The 18,601-nt window shown below is 43.7% G+C and carries 15 protein-coding genes; 4 read left to right on the top strand and 11 right to left on the bottom strand.

From position 1 onward, the window contains the following. Positions 1-198 precede the first annotated feature (198 nt). The 6 genes from ACVBIU_RS02370 to ACVBIU_RS02345 all read right to left on the bottom strand — a co-directional run bounded on the left by ACVBIU_RS02370 (position 199) and on the right by ACVBIU_RS02345 (position 7,707). The gene (locus ACVBIU_RS02370; protein WP_447159482.1) at positions 199-861 is read right to left on the bottom strand and encodes a DUF2076 domain-containing protein; all 663 of its coding nucleotides are present in this window, start codon (positions 859-861) and stop codon (positions 199-201) included. Positions 862-1,174: 313 nt separating this feature from the next. Next, complete coding sequence (locus ACVBIU_RS02365) at positions 1,175-2,422, bottom strand: NupC/NupG family nucleoside CNT transporter (RefSeq protein ID WP_447159483.1); 1,248 nt, start codon at positions 2,420-2,422, stop codon at positions 1,175-1,177. 21 nt (positions 2,423-2,443) lie between these two features. Continuing rightward, positions 2,444-3,010, bottom strand: a complete 567-nt coding sequence (locus ACVBIU_RS02360) for an NAD(P)H-dependent oxidoreductase (RefSeq protein ID WP_447162959.1) — start codon at positions 3,008-3,010, stop codon at positions 2,444-2,446. A gap of 424 nt (positions 3,011-3,434) precedes the next feature. Continuing rightward, complete coding sequence (locus ACVBIU_RS02355) at positions 3,435-3,923, bottom strand: hypothetical protein (protein WP_447159485.1); 489 nt, start codon at positions 3,921-3,923, stop codon at positions 3,435-3,437. Positions 3,924-4,260: 337 nt separating this feature from the next. Beyond that, complete coding sequence (locus tag ACVBIU_RS02350) at positions 4,261-6,846, bottom strand: acylase (protein ID WP_447162958.1); 2,586 nt, start codon at positions 6,844-6,846, stop codon at positions 4,261-4,263. Between the two features lie 381 nt (positions 6,847-7,227). Beyond that, the gene (locus tag ACVBIU_RS02345; RefSeq protein ID WP_447162957.1) at positions 7,228-7,707 is read right to left on the bottom strand and encodes an aminoacyl-tRNA deacylase; all 480 of its coding nucleotides are present in this window, start codon (positions 7,705-7,707) and stop codon (positions 7,228-7,230) included. 511 nt (positions 7,708-8,218) lie between these two features. Between ACVBIU_RS02345 and ACVBIU_RS02340 the strand changes: the two genes are divergently transcribed. Further along, positions 8,219-9,529 carry a hypothetical protein gene (locus ACVBIU_RS02340; protein WP_447159488.1) on the top strand — a complete coding sequence of 437 codons (1,311 nt, stop codon included), beginning with the start codon at positions 8,219-8,221 and terminating at the stop codon, positions 9,527-9,529. A gap of 170 nt (positions 9,530-9,699) precedes the next feature. Here ACVBIU_RS02340 and ACVBIU_RS02335 read toward each other — a convergent pair whose 3' ends face one another. The 3 genes from ACVBIU_RS02335 to ACVBIU_RS02325 are packed head-to-tail and all read right to left on the bottom strand — an operon-like array spanning position 9,700 to position 11,843. Further along, positions 9,700-10,425: an amino acid ABC transporter ATP-binding protein gene (locus tag ACVBIU_RS02335; RefSeq protein ID WP_447162956.1), complete on the bottom strand. Its 726-nt coding sequence runs from the start codon at positions 10,423-10,425 to the stop codon at positions 9,700-9,702. Continuing rightward, on the bottom strand, positions 10,418-11,098 hold the full coding sequence (locus ACVBIU_RS02330; protein WP_447159490.1) for an amino acid ABC transporter permease: 681 nt from the start codon (positions 11,096-11,098) through the stop codon (positions 10,418-10,420). The genes ACVBIU_RS02335 and ACVBIU_RS02330 overlap by 8 nt, the downstream gene beginning before the upstream one ends. Positions 11,099-11,105: 7 nt before the next feature. Continuing rightward, positions 11,106-11,843, bottom strand: a complete 738-nt coding sequence (locus ACVBIU_RS02325; RefSeq protein WP_447162955.1) for a basic amino acid ABC transporter substrate-binding protein — start codon at positions 11,841-11,843, stop codon at positions 11,106-11,108. Positions 11,844-12,320: 477 nt separating this feature from the next. Between ACVBIU_RS02325 and ACVBIU_RS02320 the strand changes: the two genes are divergently transcribed. Continuing rightward, a complete protein-coding gene (locus ACVBIU_RS02320) occupies positions 12,321-13,202 on the top strand; it encodes a hypothetical protein (protein ID WP_447159492.1) in 882 nt (293 codons plus the stop codon). Between the two features lie 337 nt (positions 13,203-13,539). On the opposite strand, the gene ACVBIU_RS02315 is transcribed toward ACVBIU_RS02320, so the two are convergent. Continuing rightward, positions 13,540-14,073 carry a MarR family winged helix-turn-helix transcriptional regulator gene (locus ACVBIU_RS02315; RefSeq protein ID WP_447159493.1) on the bottom strand — a complete coding sequence of 178 codons (534 nt, stop codon included), beginning with the start codon at positions 14,071-14,073 and terminating at the stop codon, positions 13,540-13,542. A 355-nt stretch (positions 14,074-14,428) separates the two neighbouring features. On the opposite strand from ACVBIU_RS02315, the gene ACVBIU_RS02310 reads away from it, so the two are divergent. Together ACVBIU_RS02310 and ACVBIU_RS02305 are read left to right on the top strand one after the other, a co-directional pair. Further along, positions 14,429-16,021, top strand: a complete 1,593-nt coding sequence (locus ACVBIU_RS02310; RefSeq protein ID WP_447162954.1) for an Ig-like domain-containing protein — start codon at positions 14,429-14,431, stop codon at positions 16,019-16,021. A 180-nt stretch (positions 16,022-16,201) separates the two neighbouring features. Next, positions 16,202-18,148 (top strand): multiheme c-type cytochrome, encoded by a 1,947-nt coding sequence (locus ACVBIU_RS02305; RefSeq protein WP_447162953.1) that lies wholly within the window; start codon positions 16,202-16,204, stop codon positions 18,146-18,148. A gap of 87 nt (positions 18,149-18,235) precedes the next feature. Here the strand turns inward: ACVBIU_RS02305 and ACVBIU_RS02300 are convergent, their stop codons facing one another. Next, on the bottom strand, positions 18,236-18,577 hold the full coding sequence (locus tag ACVBIU_RS02300; RefSeq protein WP_447162952.1) for an NINE protein: 342 nt from the start codon (positions 18,575-18,577) through the stop codon (positions 18,236-18,238). Between the last annotated feature and the right edge of the window lie 24 nt (positions 18,578-18,601).

Genomic DNA, 18,601 nt, shown 5'->3' with positions numbered 1-18,601 from the left:
GGATATCAATATCAAAAGGCTGTTGCAGATGGTTACACAACTGATTTAAGCCAAGATTAATTACAGGGAATAGAAACAGAATTGAGAAGAGAGTGAGACTCAAATAGAAATGGCGGCTGAACCTTGAGTTCAGCCGCCATTATCTTTTGCGCTTTTAGCTATGATGCTAGCTATGATGCTAGCTGTGATTAAGCGAGATTAAAAATCTTCGTCATCGCCACCAAAATCACCGAAACCGCCGTCATCAAAGCCGCCAAAGCTTTCATCACCACCAAAACCGGTGTTAGCAAAGGTGTCTTCACTCGCATACTCAGAAGCGAAACCTGAGTTGTCATCTAAGAAGCTAGAACCAGCTTCTTCTGGCGCAGCGGTATCAGCAGCTGCAGTTTCTGTTGGCGCTTCAGTTTCTGCAGCAGCTTCAGGAGCAACTTCTGGCGTTGCTTCTGCAGTTGCAGTATCTTCACCACCAAATAGTGCATTGCTAATAAGGTTACCGGCAACCATACCCGCTGCAACACCGGCTGCAGTTTGCATAAAGCTACCAAAAGCACTTGGCTGACGTACAGGTTGAGGCTGCACTGGCGCTGGGTTAGTACCGCCCATCATACGGCTTAATGTGCCGCGCTCTGATTCTTTTCTGAAGTGCTCAACTTGTGATTCTAAGAAGTCATTTTTTGACTTCATATCTTTAAGCGCCATCTCTTGCACGATGACCGCTTGAGTTAGCTTGTAAACGATATCTTCTTGAGATGCGATCTCTTGGCCGATTAGGCTTTCAGCTTCTGCATCTTTTGGCTTGTTTGGGCTAGCCTTTAATTTATTGGCTACGTTTTGGATTAGTTCTTGTTCTTGCGGAGTCATGTTTCAATTCCTAATGTAAGGATACGTCTTTACGTATTTGACGCGCATCCTAGCCTAAGGTTCACATCCTGCGTATCACTAATAATTGATTAGCTAATCAATAGCTTAAATAACTATCAGTTAACAACATTTAACAAACAAGCAGCTTTAAATACTTACAAAGATTAAGAGAATTTTATCTAAAAAACAGCAGGGGATTGAGGTAAGTAGAGGTAGATTTGCTGAAGAGAAGAGTATGGCAACCGCAATCGCTCCGGTTGCCATCTGTTATTTCATTCAATCTTGAGTGTTGAGATTGAATGAAAAGGTGATTTTAAAAAGACATAAACAGACCCACAACGGTTGCTGATAATAGGTTTGCCAGCGTCGCTGCTAGTAGCACTTTCATACCGACAGACGCAATGTAGCTAGACTTATTTGGGATCATAGTGCTGAGCGCTGCAACCACCATAGACACAGAGCCGATGTTAGCGAAACCACATAGAGCCACGGTAATAATCGCCACCGATTTCGGTGACATCACTTCACCTGTTGCGGCAACCACAGTTTCACCAGATATATAAGGCGCAAAACCTGCGTAGGCCACAAACTCGTTTAGTACGAGTTTTTGCGCAATAAAGTTACCGGCAACATTGGCTTCAGCCCAAGGTACACCAATTAACCAAGCGATGGGTGAAAATGCGTAACCCATCAATAGTTCAAGTGTTACGTCTTTAAAGCCAAATAGTCCGCCAGCCCAGCCAATCATGCTGTTTAGCATGGCCATTAAGCCGATACAGGCAATCAAAATTGCGCCCACTACCGCGGCAATTTGCATACCGGCAATGGCGCCTTTAGCAATCGCATCGATAAAATTAGATGGCTTTTCATTATCAGGCAGAGCTGGGACATCATTCACTGGCTGCTCTGTTTCAGGGATCATCAACTTTGCAAATAACAGACCCGCTGGCGCACTCATAAAGCACGCCATAACTAAGTAGCGAACTTCGACGCCCATGCCTGCAAGACCTGCTAATACAGAGCCTGCAATGGAGGCTAAACCACCGACCATGATGGCAAAAATTTCTGATTTGGTTAGGTGAGGGTGCCAAGGTTTAACAAATAGAGGCGCTTCAGTTTGGCCGCATACTGTGTTGGCGATAGCGTTCATTGATTCAGCCTTGGAAGAGCCAATAGCCTTTTGCAGTCCGCCGCCGAGTACCTTAACAACAAAGGTCATGATGCCCATGTAGTGCAGCAAGCTGACTAATGATGCGGTGAAGATAATGGCTGGCAATACCTGGAAAGCAAAGATAAAGCCTAAGTTTTCAACCTGGAAGGTGACTAAGTTGCCGAATACGAAACTAATGCCTTTAGCTGCAAAGCCAAGCACGTTGGCGACGCCATTTGAAACGGCTAATAATACGTTAGCGCCAAAGCTGGTGGCTAATACAAAGCCTGCAATGGCGAGCTGAATAATGAGTGCGCCACCGACTGTACGCCAGTTGACTTGTTTTTTAGCATTACAAAAAAGATAACCCACAACTAACAGGGCTGTGATGCCTAATAGAGATTGCAACATTATAAGAGGACCTATTTATGATTAATTCAGTTGGTTGATTACGTTGGTTAAGCGCTCAACATGTTGTTGAGCCAATTGCATAACGGTATTTTGATCGCCACCCTCATCAGATGTTGAATTCATTTCAAAGGTGATAACCGTATCGACAATCTCCATTTGTGCAGCTTTGATAGGGTGCACAGCGGCTTGTAAATACTGCTCTAGAGGCAAGAAGTTAAACTCTCCTGGCTGATAGGAGCTCGCGGTTGCGCCACAGGTGATAGATAGAATCACTTTCTTGTGTTTTAGCTTGTCTCCTTCAGGGCCGAAGGCGAAGTTGTAGGTAAATACTTCATCAAACCAAAGCTTCATTAAAGCGGGGTAGGTGGACCAGTAAAGGGGAAACTGGAACACGATAATATCGGCTTGGCTCAGTAATGCTTGTTCAGCTTGGATGTTAATCTGATAGCTGGGGCAGGCCTCATCGAGTTTATGGATCGTAAACAGGCTTGTTGTATCGAGCCGTTTAAGAATTTCGGTGTTAGCAACGGAGCGACTGAGATCGGGATGGCCCGAAATAAGCAGTATGTTACTCGTCATGTCTTTCATGTTTTCTACACTTAAAATTAGTCAAAAAGTAATGTTAAAGTGCGCGCAGTCTCCTCAGTTTTTTAGGTATGAGGCCGCCTATCGCTTTATAAAACAAAGTGATAAACCCTATTAAAAATCAGGTTTATACATTGGGTTATAAGCGTTTTATTTTTTAGGTCTAGATCTACGGCGCGCTAATATTGCATAGCGGCCAAGTAAAGTAGATTGGCTTAATGAGTTATTGGTATTGGAGTCACATTTAGGCGCCAAGTTGAGTGTGATGCATGCATGTTTTGCAGGTAAATCGACAGGTTTTGGCTCGTGCAATTTTATAAAAGTCTTATTTATTAGTTTGTTAATTAGCTAGTTATTAATTATGGCTAATAGATGTCTTGAGCGAGTTAGTTGTGATTTTATCGCTGATCAAGGTATTGGTTAGAGACTAATTGAGGGTGTTTCTTAATGAGATATCGCCACTGATGATGTTAGCTTGCTCTCCCGTCAGGCTGACCAGTTTAGCTTCGATGTGCATCGACATTGGAAATTGGCTATCGGGTTGTTTGATGATCACTTCAGCATAGGTCCGAACGCGATTCGACAAAAAGTAATAAGTGCCATTCCATAAACAATCAAAGTAAAAATTAGACTCACTTAGATTGATATTCTCTAAGCGATTTTTAGCGTGTCTAAGGTAATTATCTGTAGTGATAATACTGCAGGTATTGTTAGCGCTGCCATTACCAAATTTAAAGATAAGAGCCGATTTTTCTTTGAGTTTTCCCTGGGAACCACCAAGATACTTATTTAAGTTAATCGTGGTGGCAGGCTTATCGATAGCTGTAGTCGTTTTGGTAGTTGCTTGAGTATTTACCGATAAAAACAGCAAGCCAATAGTTACTAATACTGGGCTAATCCAGAGCTGAAGATGCATGGTGCACTCCTTGTCGCATATTCTTTATTGCCAAAGTGTTCTCACTACACTTGAGCAAATCATGCACTTGAATATGTGTTTCAGCAAGTTTTGGAGTGTAATTAAGTTATTGAAAATTAAGCATTCAATTGAATAGCGAACAACAAGGATGACTCTGTGTTGTATATGGGAATGAAAGAAGAGGCTAGCGCTTGTAGGACAAGGACTGAGCTGTAGCGCTATTGTTTTAGACGGTGATGCTTTACCTAGTAAAAGGGGATAAACCTCAGTTTATCCCCTCTGTATCGCGACGAAAGTCTGTATTTAGCTTGTTACAGAGTGCTGACTTTGCGTGTTATTACTTCTGCGCGCTTAGCTCAATCGTTGACTCAACTGCAGCGGCAATATCGCTTTCATTAAACAAGAAAGGACGGAATTGCTTACTGTTTGAGTAAAGTTCACTTTGGTCATTAAACTGCGGGCTCATAATATTGCTCGATTGCGAGTACGTTAAGATGCCTTTAGCCACTGGGCCTTGATCGGTAAAGCTCACCGCCATCATCCAGCTTGACCCATAACGAATTGCATAGCCTTGCTCAGATAGACCCGATGCGAGTGGTTTGCCGGTAACGGCGTCCATCACCGCGGCATACTCATGCTGAGGTACTAACGTATCGTCACCCGATAAACGGGTTGAGAATACATTAAATCCGCCTTCTGCATTATGGGTACCGGGCCAAGGTAGCTTGGTGCCTGATGGTGTGCCATCGGGTAATGACTTTTCAACAAATTGCACAGTGCCCATTGCGGCATCAACATCAAAACCTGCAGCTTCTACGTTTAACGCTGCTTTGGCTAGCGCCACTAATGCACTGCCATCTGTGGCTAAGCTATTTGGCGTAGTGGCGGCATTATTGGCATCAAATGGGACAGTCAACATACTTGCTTGATCAAACTGGTGGGCAAACTCACGTACAAGTGCACCAGCAATGCTGTCGTTATCTTGCTTACCGTTCCATTGCTTTAACGCTGCGCAGGCAGCACTGATATCTTTAGATTGAGTCGGGCTGACCACCACTGGATCGCTACCTTGAGCTTCACACTGAGCAATTAAGTCAGTAAATACCAAGCTATCAAGATAGATGTTATTAGCCAGTGCAGCAGCTTCTAGCTCGTCGATATTAAATTTACCGTCTTCACCTGCAGCCTCGTTCATAAGCTTAAGCGCCATACGGGTACGTAGAGACTGTTGCCCACGTTCAGGGCCGTACATTGCAGAGTAACCTTCAAGCGGCGCTTCCAGGTTGGTTGACCAAAATGAGTTGTTGGAGTTTTGCACAAAGTCACTACGCTCAAGCTTAGGGGCGTGCTCGTAGGCCATTGGCTTGTCAAAGGCAAACATAGAGGCATTGCCCGGTAAAATCGTAAACCCAGCTTGCTGTCGTGCGGCAATAATATCGGGGTTTGATTTTAATAGGCTAATGGCGATCCCAGATAAGCCCGGAACGGTCGAGTCATCAATATAGAAAGTGTTACCGTCTTTATCGGCATACATGGTGTTATTAAAAATCACGCCATCGTAATCTTTAAAGGCCTGCTGGAACTCATCTTTGTTGGTTGCGCGGTTCATGGCTAACCAATGATCGATTGGATCTTTGTTAGCCATGTTGGCATCTTGCAGCATAAAGGCTTGGCCATCATCCCAACCAAATGGCGCTTGGTTAGCCGGAGCTTCTGCAATAGGGCCTTTTGGTGTGGTGTAGATATCTTTTTCTGCCACCAACATGCCCGCAGGGCCGCCATTGACTAAGATCTGTACTGTTTCTTTAGTGATGGGCATTGCCTCACCATCAAACAGGTATTGCATGCGATCGCCGCTAACGAGCTCAAGATTGTACAATACAAAGTGTTCAGCGGTTGAGAAGGTATGCGTCCACGCCACATCTTTGTTAAAGCCAATGTTAATGGCTGCTGGCATACCGACTAAAGAGCCTCCCATGACATCAATATGACCAGGAATGGTTAAGTGTGATTGCCAAAAACGCAAGTTACCTGTATGGGGGAAGTGCGGATTACCCAGCACCATGCCTTTGCCGTTTTCAGTCTTATCTTTACCTAAGCCCCAACCATTTGAACCGAGATCTCTAGGGTTAGTTTCTGGTGTCTTAATAGCGTTTTGATAAGCAATAAACTTGCTATTCACGTCCTGAATAAAAGCTGTTTGCGCTTGAGTTGGCGCTGGGCCGACGATGCGCGGAAGGTACTCTTGACCATCACCGGGGTTGGCGTAAAAAATCAGGTCAAGGAAGTTAGCCGCACCCGGTAGCAAGGCGATAGAAAATAGGTAGTTGGCCACATCTACGCCATCAATAGGTTTAACCCAAGGCTGGCCTGAACAAAATGGCTCGCCAGTTTGGGTCCCTGCTTCTACGTCGGCTAGAAATTGGTTGTAACCAGCACTGAAACCTTCCATTAATGCGCGTGAGTTGTAGCTAAAGCTTGGGTATTGCGCTTCAGCTTTTTCACGGATCTTCAGTGCCTTGTAGGCAAAGTCTGAAATTAAGTTGCCGTTGTCTTCAGCCGTTGGCAAACCCGTGGTGAAATCGATAGAAGCATGAGGGCCAAAGTACATCGAGCGTTCAGAGTTAGCCTTGATAAACCCATCAGCGAGCACACATAAGTTGTCTTGAGCCTGAGCATAACCGCTGCCAAAACCTAAGCTTTCAAGATTGTCGGCTTGGATATGGGGGACGCCATAAGCGGTGCGGCGAATTTGGGCTTTAAGCTGCCCTTCGGGAGCAAAAGCTTGCAGCGGAGGGATCACTTCAGGTGTGGGTTCTGGTACAAAGAGTGAGTCACTTTTGTCAGTTTCTTCATAGCCGCAACCGGTTAAAACAACCGTCGAAGCCATCCCCAAAGCGAGCACTAACTTATTTAAGCGCATTAAAAGATCCTTTTTATTGTGTTGTTCCATCAATCATTGTTGATGGATACTTTTATTATTTCGGATGTCTTAATTTTGATAGTAAAACATATGCTTACTGAACTAGTGAACGAATAAGTACCCAAAATATTTTTATCAAATACGACAAAGACATGTTGGTTAGTTAACCAGTCATTTAAACGTTTGTCTACATCTTGTTAACTTTTTGGCGTGGGGGATCATAGCGGCGAGAAGGGGGCGATTATTCAGACTTCAATTGATTAATAGCGTTAGCGATTAAAAATTAAGTAGGTTTAAAAGCTTTGCTGGAAAAGCAGTGGTTTAAAGGTGTTGGTTTTTAGCCAGAGTGCAGCACCGAAGTTTATCGGCGCATGCGCAGGCTTAATGAATACTTTGGTGGCTGAAACGTAAGTGCTTAGCGTCTTTTATGAGCTCGATAAAGTTTTGTCTACTCAAATGCACTAAGGTGTTGTGATCGCCGGCCTCGAAATAGATCTCCTTAGCTTCGACCAGTAGATCGTCGTAAACCGCCTCTAGGTTGTAAGCATCGCCTAAAGAGGGAATGGCACCTTTGTGACAATCGCTAAACATGTCATAGACCTCTTTCTCCTCAATCAAGCGAAGATCTCGGTTTAGCTTGTCGCCTAATGTTCGTAAACTGACCTTGTGATTGGCTGGCAATACAGCCATGACTCTTCGGCCTTCATGATCCTCTAAAATGACGGCTTTGGCTAACTGTGACGGGGGTATATTGGCGGCAATAGCACTGCTCAGCGAGCTAGAGCTATGGGGATGGGGAACAAGATCAAATTTGATCTTGTTGTCATCTAGGTAGTCATTCAATCGAGCTGAAATAGACATGGTGTTACCTCATAAAGGCTAAATAATGCTACCTATTATTATAGTTCAGAGAGGGATAACTGGCTTATAAACGCATTAACTACAGCAGGAAATATCTTGGTTTTTCTGGGGAGATAGAGAGTAATGGTTGAGCCTAGATTGGCAAGCGAGTGTGGCGATATTCATTTCAATATCATAGGCAATAGGCTTTGGATTAGCTGCTTATGACCTGGTGTTAATTGGCTATTCTTTCAAGGCTTAAGTAGAGGGGGGTTAAATAATAGACAGTTAAGGCATAACAGGTTACCGTAGCTTGAATGTTTTTTAGTCACACATTTGTAACAATTAAACGTCTGCTTTGCTTGGGGTTTATACAATCCCTTAAGGGAGCCTGTTAACGAATAGCTATTGACTATAGCAAGTAACTAATAAGCAAATTTAATGGGTCATTGATGGCCATTTAACGGGTTTAGACGCAACAAGACTAAATAAGTGACTATTTGGTTTATTTATACATATTCAGGAAGAAGATATGACAACAAGAAAATGGACGCTAACAGCATTATCTGCATTGGTTTTAACCGCATGTGGCGGAGGTGGTGATGATTCATCAGGCTCTACTGGCAATGGTGGCTCATCTGGCGGTAATGTGCCGCAAATTACATTAAATACAGTTGTGGACAATCAATGTGGAATAGAACAGCCTAAGTCTGGCGTCAAAGTATTTGTGCACAATAATACGGGTGACATTATTGCTGAGTACGTAACAGATGCCGATGGCGCGCTCACTGCAGACTGGCCGAGTAACGCTAAACATATCACGTTAACCGCGGACAACCAGTACTATTACAAAGACCTGCCAACACTCAAGGTTATTTCTAATGTTAATGTTGAAGCAGGCGATTTAGGCATTACCTATTTTCGTGATGACAACAATGATGAAGGTTGTAACTGTAAACAAGTCGAGTTTCCGGTGCAGTCGCTTATCGAGGATGCGCCAGACAGTTTGCTGTATTTGGGAGGCAGCAGCTATGAGTTAACGCCATTTACTCGTTCCCCCTTAATTGAGTGGTGTGATGGTGTTGGGCCAATAGATGTGCAGTTAATTGCTGCCGATGGCCAAAGTAGCCTAGGTGGCAGTATTGATTTGACCGATAAAACTCAATATACATTGAATATGAGTGACTTTACCCAGCAGGGCGTAGTGGTTGACTATGTTAATCCTTATGATGCACGGATCTTATATGCCCGCTCATTTGAAGGTTGGACCAATTATAGTCAAAACGATCCGGTATTTGTTTACCCAACATTAACTAATAGTAGCTATGTTTGGCCAGCGAGAATGGGTCAAGAATACATTGGTAATGTTACCGCCAATAGTTATAGCTCTGCACGACATCTAGTCACATCAGAGGGCAAGACTTCTCCGATAATGCTTTGGGATCCGGCTAACGGCTTTTCTGATGCGGTCTACTCATTATTCAGTGAGATCTCAACTGGCCAGGCGCCATACCAATATGATTTTAGCAACGTAAGTACTGATATCGCGTTGACTCACATGAGTTTGTCTGGAGATATTGATAATGGGGATGCTGAATGGATTATTTGGGGGGGCGTATCAGGCAGCATGCCAGATATCAAATTGCCAGCGGATTTAGATGCAAAATTTGATTCGCTAAATTATCCAAGACTACAGATTGGTGTTAGAGGCTACGGCTCAGAAAAGCCACTAAGTGAGTGGCGTAAACTGTTGGCTGAACGAAGCCGCATGGCAGATGGTCAATTGAGCGTACTTGATTATGAAACGAATTATATGCGACTGAGTTTCGATCTTAATCAGTAATTTGAGTTAACAATGAGTTTAATTACCGATAATTAAACTAAAAAGACAGCGAAAACTGTCTTTTTTATATCGGGGTTTATGCAAACGACGAGCCTTTGTGAGGCTCTTTGGTTATAGCGCTGCTCAACGTTAGTGCTAAACGAGTCTATAAATAGTTGGGTTGATTGAGCTTATCTCAATACTTTACTTAAAAACGCCTGAGTTCTGGCTTCTTTAGGATTGCTGAACAGGGCTTCTGGTTCATTCTGCTCAACGATAAAGCCGCCATCCATAAAGATAACTCTGTCTGAGACATCGCGGGCAAAGCCCATCTCGTGGGTGACAATCACCATGGTCATGCCTTTCTGGGCGAGCGACTTCATCACATCGAGTACATCACCGACCATTTCAGGATCGAGCGCTGAGGTGGGTTCATCAAACAGCATCAATTCAGGTTTCATTGCGAGTGCACGGGCAATTGCTACCCGCTGTTTTTGTCCACCCGATAGGCTCGATGGATACGCATCGGCCTTATCTTTTAGGCCAACCTGCTCAAGTAGAGACTCGGCTTCAATGTCGGCTTGTGCTTGTGTCATCAGCTTTAGTTTTACAGGTGCAAGGGTGATGTTTTGCTTAACCGTCTTATGGGGAAACAGATTAAAGTTTTGAAACACCATACCCACTTTTTGTCTTAGCTTATCGATACAAGCGCCCGCAGCGGTAATCGATTGACCATCGATAAAAATTTCGCCTTGAGTTGGCAGCTCTAGTAAGTTGATGCAGCGTAAGAAGGTACTCTTACCGCTACCTGACGGGCCGATCACACTGACAACCTCGCCATGGTTAATCTGCTCATCTATCCCTTTTAGCACTTGGTTATCGCCAAAGCTCTTATGTAAACCATTAATTTTAATCACTTTGCTTTAACCTCGTTTCAAATCTAGATAGCATAAAGGTAAAAATATACGTCAGTAACAGGTAGATAAGTGCGCAGGTAAATAGCGGCACACTGTCTTCAAAGGTACGGCTACGGATAATTTCACCTGCACGCATTAAGTCCACGCCACCAATAAAGCCAATTACCGCAGTTTCTTTAAGTAACACAATAAACTCGTTACCTAGTGAGGGCAGAATGTTTTTAATCGCCTGAGGCAGGATCACCTCTTTCATGGTCGCTGCTTGCGATAAGCCTAATGAACGTGCCGCTTCCATTTGCCCTTTATCGACGGCTTGAATACCGGCTCTAATGATCTCAGAGATATAGGCGCCGCTATTAAGACCGAAGGCGATAACGGCTGCAGTGATCTTATCCACGTCCAGTGCCGCTAGCACAATAAAGTAAAGGATCACTAACTGCACAACCACTGGCGTACCACGGATCACGCTGACATAAAAACTGGCTGGCCAACGTAGATACCATTTCGATGACATCTTCATCAAGGTGGTTGCCACACCGAGAATTGAACCGATTATCATTGCGAAGAAGGTCACAATCAAAGTGACTTTAAGGCCATTCAGAATAAGATAAATTCCGATTAAGCCATCTTCGCCTATTGGGGTAAACAGTGAAGTATTAATTGCATCAATCATGCTCTACTCACTTCATGTGCTTGTTAACGAGGGCGTCATAGCCACCGTTTTGCTTCATGATGCTTAAGCTGCTGTTAATGCTGTTTAGCAGCTCAGCTTTGTCTTTAGCCACTGCAAAGCCGTAAAACTCGGGTGAAAAATCCAGCTCAACCATTTTTAGCTGTGGATTCTTCTCTAAAAAGCTGATGGCAGGTTCACTGTCAAACAACACCAGGTCAACCTTGGCATTTTTTAGCTCCATCACGGCTTCGAAGCCTGAGTTGAAGGCGGTCACTTGTTGGCTGTAGCCCTTAGCCATAATGTCGCCAGTAGAGCCTAGTTGCACTGCGATATGCTTATCCTTAAGATCATCTAGGCTGTTGATGCTGTTATTGTCTTTATTGACGAGTACCATCTGGGTGGCTTCATAGTAAGGCTCAGAAAAGTTAACGCTAGCCTGACGCTCTGGAGTGATGGTCATGCCCGAGGCGATAAAGTCGACCTTACCAGCATTGAGCGCTACGATAAGCGAGTCAAAATTCATGTTTTCAACTTTTAGGGTTTTGCCTGCATCCTTCGCGATCTGCTGAGCTAAATCGATATCGAAGCCCATAATCTCATCGCCACTAACGCCACCCACATATTCAAAAGGTGGGAATGACGCATTGGTGCCCACTACAAGTACATCATCACTCTTACCGCAGCCAGATAACATTAATGTGCCTGTTAAACCTAAGCTTGCTACAACCAATACTGACTTCTTCATTTTCCACTCTCTTAATCAAAATACTCAACTGGGATTGACTATAAGCTCATATAAAGTTAAATCAATACTTATGCGTTAAATGTGACTAAAAATTCAATTGAAATTGGTTTGACTGATTAGTTATTAATCTGCCGGAAGGTTTTTTAACGTATTTTTAACAGGTTTTTCTTTGTGTTATAAGGTTGCTTCACATTATTTAGTTTTTAATGTAGTAGCTATTGATGAATAAGTATGTGTTAGGAAGGTGTTTTGTTGTATGGCGAGATAACCTTGATCGCGTATCTTTAGCGAGATTACCGCAGAAGGCTAATAGCTCCTCAAGTGACTCAGTATTTTGTCTATATCATTTTTTATTTTTATCGAAAACAGTCGCCTTAAGTAAGGCTTGCCACTGTTTACGTTGCTGGCCTGATTTTATATGAAAATTAATAAAAACAAACATCACATCAACTGATTTCCCGTTTAAGGTTATTACTTATGAAAAAGCTCTTACTTTCAACATTGTGTTTTATTTCTCCTTTTGTCTATTCAGCTAACGAGTCGGTCTATCTGCATTATGATGAGGCATTGGATGGTGTTACCGACTTCCAGAAACAGATCAAATTAAATATCGATCTATCAGGGAACACTATTATTGGTACGACTGATACGGGGTCGGTTATTTCTGGAGAAGTAGAAAACACTAATAGCCAGTATATAGGTTCTGGTGATAAGCCAAGATTTCAGTTTGAGATCCATCAAGGTGAAACCCGTAATTGGTATTTTGGTAACATCAACGGCAAGTATTGGGAGGGCGTGTGGTTTGGTGCGGATGGTGAAAAAGGTGACTTTTCACTCTATAGTGATTTATTGACTAAAGACGTGCCTCAGTTTGAAAATATTATTGCCTATTATGCTGATGATGTATTTCAGTCAGGTGGTAATAACACTCATAACAGCTTGAACTCAACCTTCTTAGTTGACTCTGATAATCTTGAACCTCATTTTACCAATGATGAGTATTTCGACACCAGCAAGGGCATGTTGCTGCAGGCTGATGTACGTGATGCTAACTTGCCAATCTCTTTTTATATCGATTTTGAAAAGCCTATGCCGATGAAAACGTTCCGCTTAGGTTCGTTTAACAATGGTGAAGGCACAAGACTGCGTACCTTTAACTTTGATATTTGGAAAAATGGTGAGTGGCAAACAGTAGGAAACTTTGAGTTTGCGCCGATTTATGCACCAACTTATCAAAGACAGGAGTTTAATTTACCGCGTACAGTCTATGCCGAGCGTATTCGTATTTCTGCCACCGCGACCGATGACTACACCGATGGTAGCAAGCTACTAATGTGGGGTCTTTCTTTTAAGCGTTAGTTGGTTATCGGCTAGCGAAAATGTCCGGGACTTTGAATAAGTGCCGGACATTTTATACGAGTACTCTCTACTCAAAACTGCATATAAATAATTCGAGAGTCGTTAAGTTACTCGTTGAGCTTTACACCTTCATCGACTTCATAATCATTAAACGGATATTCAGTTCTGTCAGTGGATTACCTGTTGCCCAAAGGGCTCTTAGTTTCACATTGTGACTCACATCTCTAGCAGTGAGTTTTTGTCTGTGACGTGTAGCTGGGTCAGTTTTTGGCTCTGGCTCGCATCCAGCTGAGTGAATGCGTTATACATCGAGCTAAGCTGTTTAACAAAGAGTTCGCTAATATCGCCCTTGAAATTGCATCCGCTTAGGATATTGATCGTTGTCGCTGTTCATTTTTTGTGTAATTCGGCGCATCATATCGTCTAATTGATCCAATTCATGACAGCTTAATGCTGATAGCATCTTCTGCTCTTGCCTATGTAGTTCGGGCATAACCTCTTCGACCAAGTCTTTACCTTTAGCTGACAGCACGACTAACTTGCTGCGCTTATCTTCATAGTTATCACAGCGTTCAATTAATCCCGACTCTTGTAAGCGGACCAGCACTTTAGTCAATCCCCCTGAGCTAAATAGCAAACTTTGATACAGCTCTGTAGGCGAGAGTATGTGGGGGGCAGGTTGACGACGAAGGCAACTAAGTAAGTTGAAGTCAATGGGCTGCAATTGATAATGGCCAACGCACTCAGTGATAAGTTGGATAAAAATGTTATTTACCTGAGTCAGTCGCAATAAAGCGGGGTAGGAAGTTTTTGCACACTCAGGCCAGTTTGCCGCATTCTGTTGCAGCACTTCTTCCATACTCTTTTCCACTTGCGTTACCTCTCAAAATCAAGATTTTGCGCACAATATACCTTGCTGGAAAGCTAAAGGCTATCTAGTATCTTTCTGGAAAGAGTCTTTCTAGAAGGTTAGTTTTCATTGGTAAATATTTTGCTGCTGAAACATAAGCTTTCAATCGATAACAAAAATGCAATTGGAAGGTCTTTTAAATAGTTAACCGCAACTAATCAATAACTTACTTGGTGAGCGAGACCCGTTGCTACAGGCTACTGAAAGTATGCTGTTGAATGCGCGTGGTCATTGAGGTTTTAGGCTTAATTGGCAGCGTTTTGGAGGCATGACATTGGTCTCCTGCGTGAAGATATTTATAAAAATGAGGAATGATATGAAAAGGTTCAAAACGGGAGCTGCAATACTGCTGGTCGGGCTGACATTAACAGCTTGTGGTAGCGATGACTCAAACTCAGTGCCGTCGTTAGACAATTCTGCGCCGGTTGCTGTTGCTGATACCACAATGGCTTGGGTAAATACCCCTGTACATATTGATGTATTGGCTAACGACACTGATGCAGACAACGATGCGCTAACACTATATGACTTTGTTCTCACCCAAGGCGATGATGAAGTGACTCAGTCCGGTAACAATATTGTCTTTACCGGTAAAAATGTAGGCACAAGCATAATTGATTATACGATTGTCGATACCCATGGTGCTAAAGCTACGGCTACCGTGACCATTACGGTACAAGCGCATGCGGTGGAATTTGTTGGCTCTCAAACTTGTATTGGTTGCCATGAAGATAAGCAAAGCTTTTTCGAAACCGGGCATAATTTCAAACTAAACAAAGTGGTTGATGGTAAGGCGCCAGAGATGCCATTTACAAACCTAGAAGGCTCGGTTGAGCTATTCAATGGTGTGGCAAATAGCACTAATAATACTGCTAACCCTAGTGATTTTGAGTGGACTTGGAGTGACATCAGTTATGTGATCGGTGGCTACGATGCTTGGGCAAACTTTATCGACAAAGATGGCTATATCCTAACCGGTAAGCATGTTGCGGTATCCATGCCGCAAAACGGTGAAGCGATTTCAGAAAAGCATATGCAGGGTTTTTCATCGGGTCCGTTAACAACGCCTAAGGAATTTGATTGTGGTCTTTGTCACTCTACCGGATGGAAAGACTTCACGCCTGATTCAGATCTAAACCCCAACCGTCAAGACGGCATGAAAGGCTTTGGTGGGACATTTAATCAAGCAGGGATCCAGTGCGAAGCTTGTCATGGTGCGGGTGGGCAACATATCAAGAGTCAATCTCGAGATGATATCGTATTGGCAGCTAAAGGGCGTTTAGCAGCAGATTTACGTCAACCTGATATGGGCTATGGTTTGGCAATTAAGTGCTCAGAATGTCATACCAAGCAGACGAACCGATTCTTTGTTAACGACTTTGTTAGCGAGCATAACCGAGACTTTTGTGGTGATAACGCTAGCTGTGAGGACACTATTGGTGGGCGTGCCATCAATTACTTCGATGGTGGTCGTTTTGCCGGAGATGCGCTACTGGGCTTAGATGCTAATACGGGAGAGCCAACAGGTAAAAAGCGCAATATGGCGTGTTATACCTGCCACAACCCGCATGCCTCTATGAATAATAGGGATCAGCCGGGCCACGAGGATGCACTCATCACTAGCTGCACCAATTGTCACGCTAATAAGATGTTCAGTGCTGATCTAGAGATGCATGCTGAGATTGATTGTACTACTTGCCATATGCCATCGAGTAAACACCTTTTCCGCATTAACTTAGCATTCCCGTCTGACGACATTAGAAACTACTCAGAGGCGAATGAGGCGACGAATACGAAGGAGAAGCAATTTGTGCAGCCTTGGAATATCGCTAAAGACAGTTGTGGTAGTTGCCATAAAAAAGACTACGATGCGCGCGCTGCTGCGATTGTAGGGAGGATGCATAATTAAACGGTATCTATAAGTTTCAATTCATGCACATGGTTTAAGTTTGCTTAAGCTGTGTGCATGGCATCAATGAGTGGTCTGGTGAAGTTATGTGCTAATTCAGCATTGGCTCTACTATTGAGCGCCGAGCTCAAAGTCCATTTACTCATTTTAGTGTCCAGCTATTTTTTGCAGTGAATAATAATGATAAATATCCATAAAAATTGGCATTTTAGCCTACTGGTCGGCCTTGTTTTTACTGGGCTAACAGCTTGCGGTGGCAGTGACGGTAGCTCAGATAATTCAGGTGGAGAGTTACCTGATGGCAAGCCTGCCACAGAGATTAACGAGTTGCAGCTCAGCATTACTGACATCACAACTAGTCAAGATGAAACACAAGTGACCGTGTTAGCAACCAACGAGAGTGATGAGTTTGTTGCGGGGTTACAAGGCCTGTCGCTGAACCACTATCTGCTATATCCACAAGGGTTTACCGGCAGTGGGAACTCCGCTCGGTGGGCAAGCAATGGTAGTTTTGAAAACTACATTAATAATGGTGATGGCACTTATACCTTCACCCGAGCTGCTGTTGAGGTCGATACAGGGCTGACGCAGCGTTTTAATATCATTTCACGAGAAGGTCCATTTAATGGCCGTAAAACATTAGCCCCACATCAAGAAGTCAGCCTCGATTTCAGCGGCGATGGCGCAGATGCGTTTTACACTAAAAGCATTGTTGCTCAAGCAAGTTGTGAGCAATGTCATAATCCCGCTGAACCTATCGCACGTCGCCATGATCAATACTTTGAATTGGAAACCTGTGTCAGCTGTCATAGTGAAACCAATATGCAGGGTAAGCGTGCAAGCTTTCAGCATTTAGTGCATGCAATCCATGATAATACTCGTGCCTTTAGCGACAGCAAAGGCAATGAGTACACGGGGCAAACTGCCGAGAAGCTACTGCAAAATAATTGTGAAACTTGCCATGTCGCTTCTAGCGAACTCAGCGAGTGGGGCAATTGGAGTCTGGTGCCAACTAAAGAGACTTGCTCAGCTTGTCATAATGCAGGCTACGACGACAATAACGAGATTAAATATGTAGCTCATTTAGCGAGTCAAATAGACAATGCCAGCTGCGGTGCTTGTCATTCTAAAAGTGATATAGAGCAAAATCATGTTGCTGATTTACGCCTAGATAACCAAGCCGCCGATTCACTCAGCTCTGAATTAACACTCACTGCAGCCGCTGATGGCATGGTTAGCGTCAATCTGCAATTATTCGATTGGCAGGGTAATAAGGTTAGTGCTAATGACTATATTGACTCATTAGACTTTGTTGAAATTATTGGCAATGTTAATCCACAAGCAACGCAGCTCAATTATGGCGCTAAAGCTAAGCTGTCAGTTCGTGGGAGTGGTGATAAGAAAATTGCTGATTACCTTACTCAAGATGGCAGTATTGCCACTCAGTTTAAGCTGCTCTCAGAGCCATTCGCCCATGACACCGCTTTAGTTATTGCCGGTATACGTTTGTGTAGCGCAAAGGGGGAATTTGTTAGTTGTGGTCAACATGACAGCTACATTGCTATCGACTCCGCGGCAGCGACTGTGGCTATTGAAGGGGTAGCACTGACGTCGCGCCATAATGATTCAATTGATAATAGTCGTTGTGCAGCTTGTCACTCGGATAACTTCCAAATCCATAACAGCTTTGTTGAGTCGAGTAGTGCAGCAGGTTTCACGCTGAACGACAATATGCAACTGGGGGATTGTGCAGCCTGTCACTCGACTCATGGCACTTGGGCCAATGGTGCAAACCAAGGTGCCATAGAGATGAAGTTACATCGCACCCATCAATCTCAGCCAATCGTATCTGATTGTAGTCAATGCCACAGTCAGTTTAACCTTGCCTCATTCGAGCAAAAGACGCCGTTAGCCACCGAAAAGAACTTGTACAGTTCACCTTGGGCGGCGACTTGTGGGTCTTGTCATGACTTTGATAGCAAGATGAAGGATGGCACGGTTGCTGAGCATATGGTGGACTTTGGTAATGCAGTTATCAATATGCCACTAGAAAGTGCGATGAGCATGGAGTCGTGTGGTATGTGTCATACCCCATCACTCAGGGATCATAGAGCCCGCAAGTTCTAATCTTCAATGACTATATATAAGAAAAGACAGCCTTAGCTGTCTTTTCTCTATCTGTTCAATTAAGAATCTCTTTTTAATCAACCTTGGTTAAAATCCCTGTGACACTCGTTTGCAGTAACGCTGCTCAAAATTAAATGGCGTCATCTTCAAGGTGCGTATGGCATCCACCCAGCCAACGACCATAGGTACCAGTGTCCAGCTAAAGGCTAGGTACAGACTGCCCTTTAGGTGCTGACCTAAATAGAACTTATGTAGCCCCAGCCCACCGAGTAGGAAGCTAAACCATATCGCGAGCTTCTGGTTTTTGATGCGCATATCAGGGTCGACTCCAGCAAAGGATTCTAACCCTTGTGCGGCATGACATTGTGGGCAAGACACTGAATTAAGGTCGATTTTATGGCTGCACTGTGGGCAATCTATGTTCTGCATTGCAAACTCCAATAGTCAATACTG

Source organism: Shewanella sp. 30m-14, assembly GCF_052977125.1.
Note: the sequence above shows the minus strand (reverse complement) of the source record. Positions and strands in the feature narration are given on the sequence as shown.

What these genes read in the sequence shown, in the direction of transcription:
- ACVBIU_RS02350 (WP_447162958.1), bottom strand. Translation starts at nt 6,846, where the DNA reads ATGCGCTTAAATAAGTTAGTGCTCGCTTTGGGGATGGCTTCGACGGTT.
- ACVBIU_RS02360 (WP_447162959.1), bottom strand. Translation starts at nt 3,010, where the DNA reads ATGAAAGACATGACGAGTAACATACTGCTTATTTCGGGCCATCCCGAT.
- ACVBIU_RS02300 (WP_447162952.1), bottom strand. Translation starts at nt 18,577, where the DNA reads ATGCAGAACATAGATTGCCCACAGTGCAGCCATAAAATCGACCTTAAT.
- ACVBIU_RS02330 (WP_447159490.1), bottom strand. Translation starts at nt 11,098, where the DNA reads ATGATTGATGCAATTAATACTTCACTGTTTACCCCAATAGGCGAAGAT.
- ACVBIU_RS02370 (WP_447159482.1), bottom strand. Translation starts at nt 861, where the DNA reads ATGACTCCGCAAGAACAAGAACTAATCCAAAACGTAGCCAATAAATTA.
- ACVBIU_RS02310 (WP_447162954.1), top strand. Translation starts at nt 14,429, where the DNA reads ATGAAAAGGTTCAAAACGGGAGCTGCAATACTGCTGGTCGGGCTGACA.
- ACVBIU_RS02365 (WP_447159483.1), bottom strand. Translation starts at nt 2,422, where the DNA reads ATGTTGCAATCTCTATTAGGCATCACAGCCCTGTTAGTTGTGGGTTAT.
- ACVBIU_RS02305 (WP_447162953.1), top strand. Translation starts at nt 16,202, where the DNA reads ATGATAAATATCCATAAAAATTGGCATTTTAGCCTACTGGTCGGCCTT.
- ACVBIU_RS02325 (WP_447162955.1), bottom strand. Translation starts at nt 11,843, where the DNA reads ATGAAGAAGTCAGTATTGGTTGTAGCAAGCTTAGGTTTAACAGGCACA.
- ACVBIU_RS02340 (WP_447159488.1), top strand. Translation starts at nt 8,219, where the DNA reads ATGACAACAAGAAAATGGACGCTAACAGCATTATCTGCATTGGTTTTA.
- ACVBIU_RS02355 (WP_447159485.1), bottom strand. Translation starts at nt 3,923, where the DNA reads ATGCATCTTCAGCTCTGGATTAGCCCAGTATTAGTAACTATTGGCTTG.
- ACVBIU_RS02345 (WP_447162957.1), bottom strand. Translation starts at nt 7,707, where the DNA reads ATGTCTATTTCAGCTCGATTGAATGACTACCTAGATGACAACAAGATC.
- ACVBIU_RS02320 (WP_447159492.1), top strand. Translation starts at nt 12,321, where the DNA reads ATGAAAAAGCTCTTACTTTCAACATTGTGTTTTATTTCTCCTTTTGTC.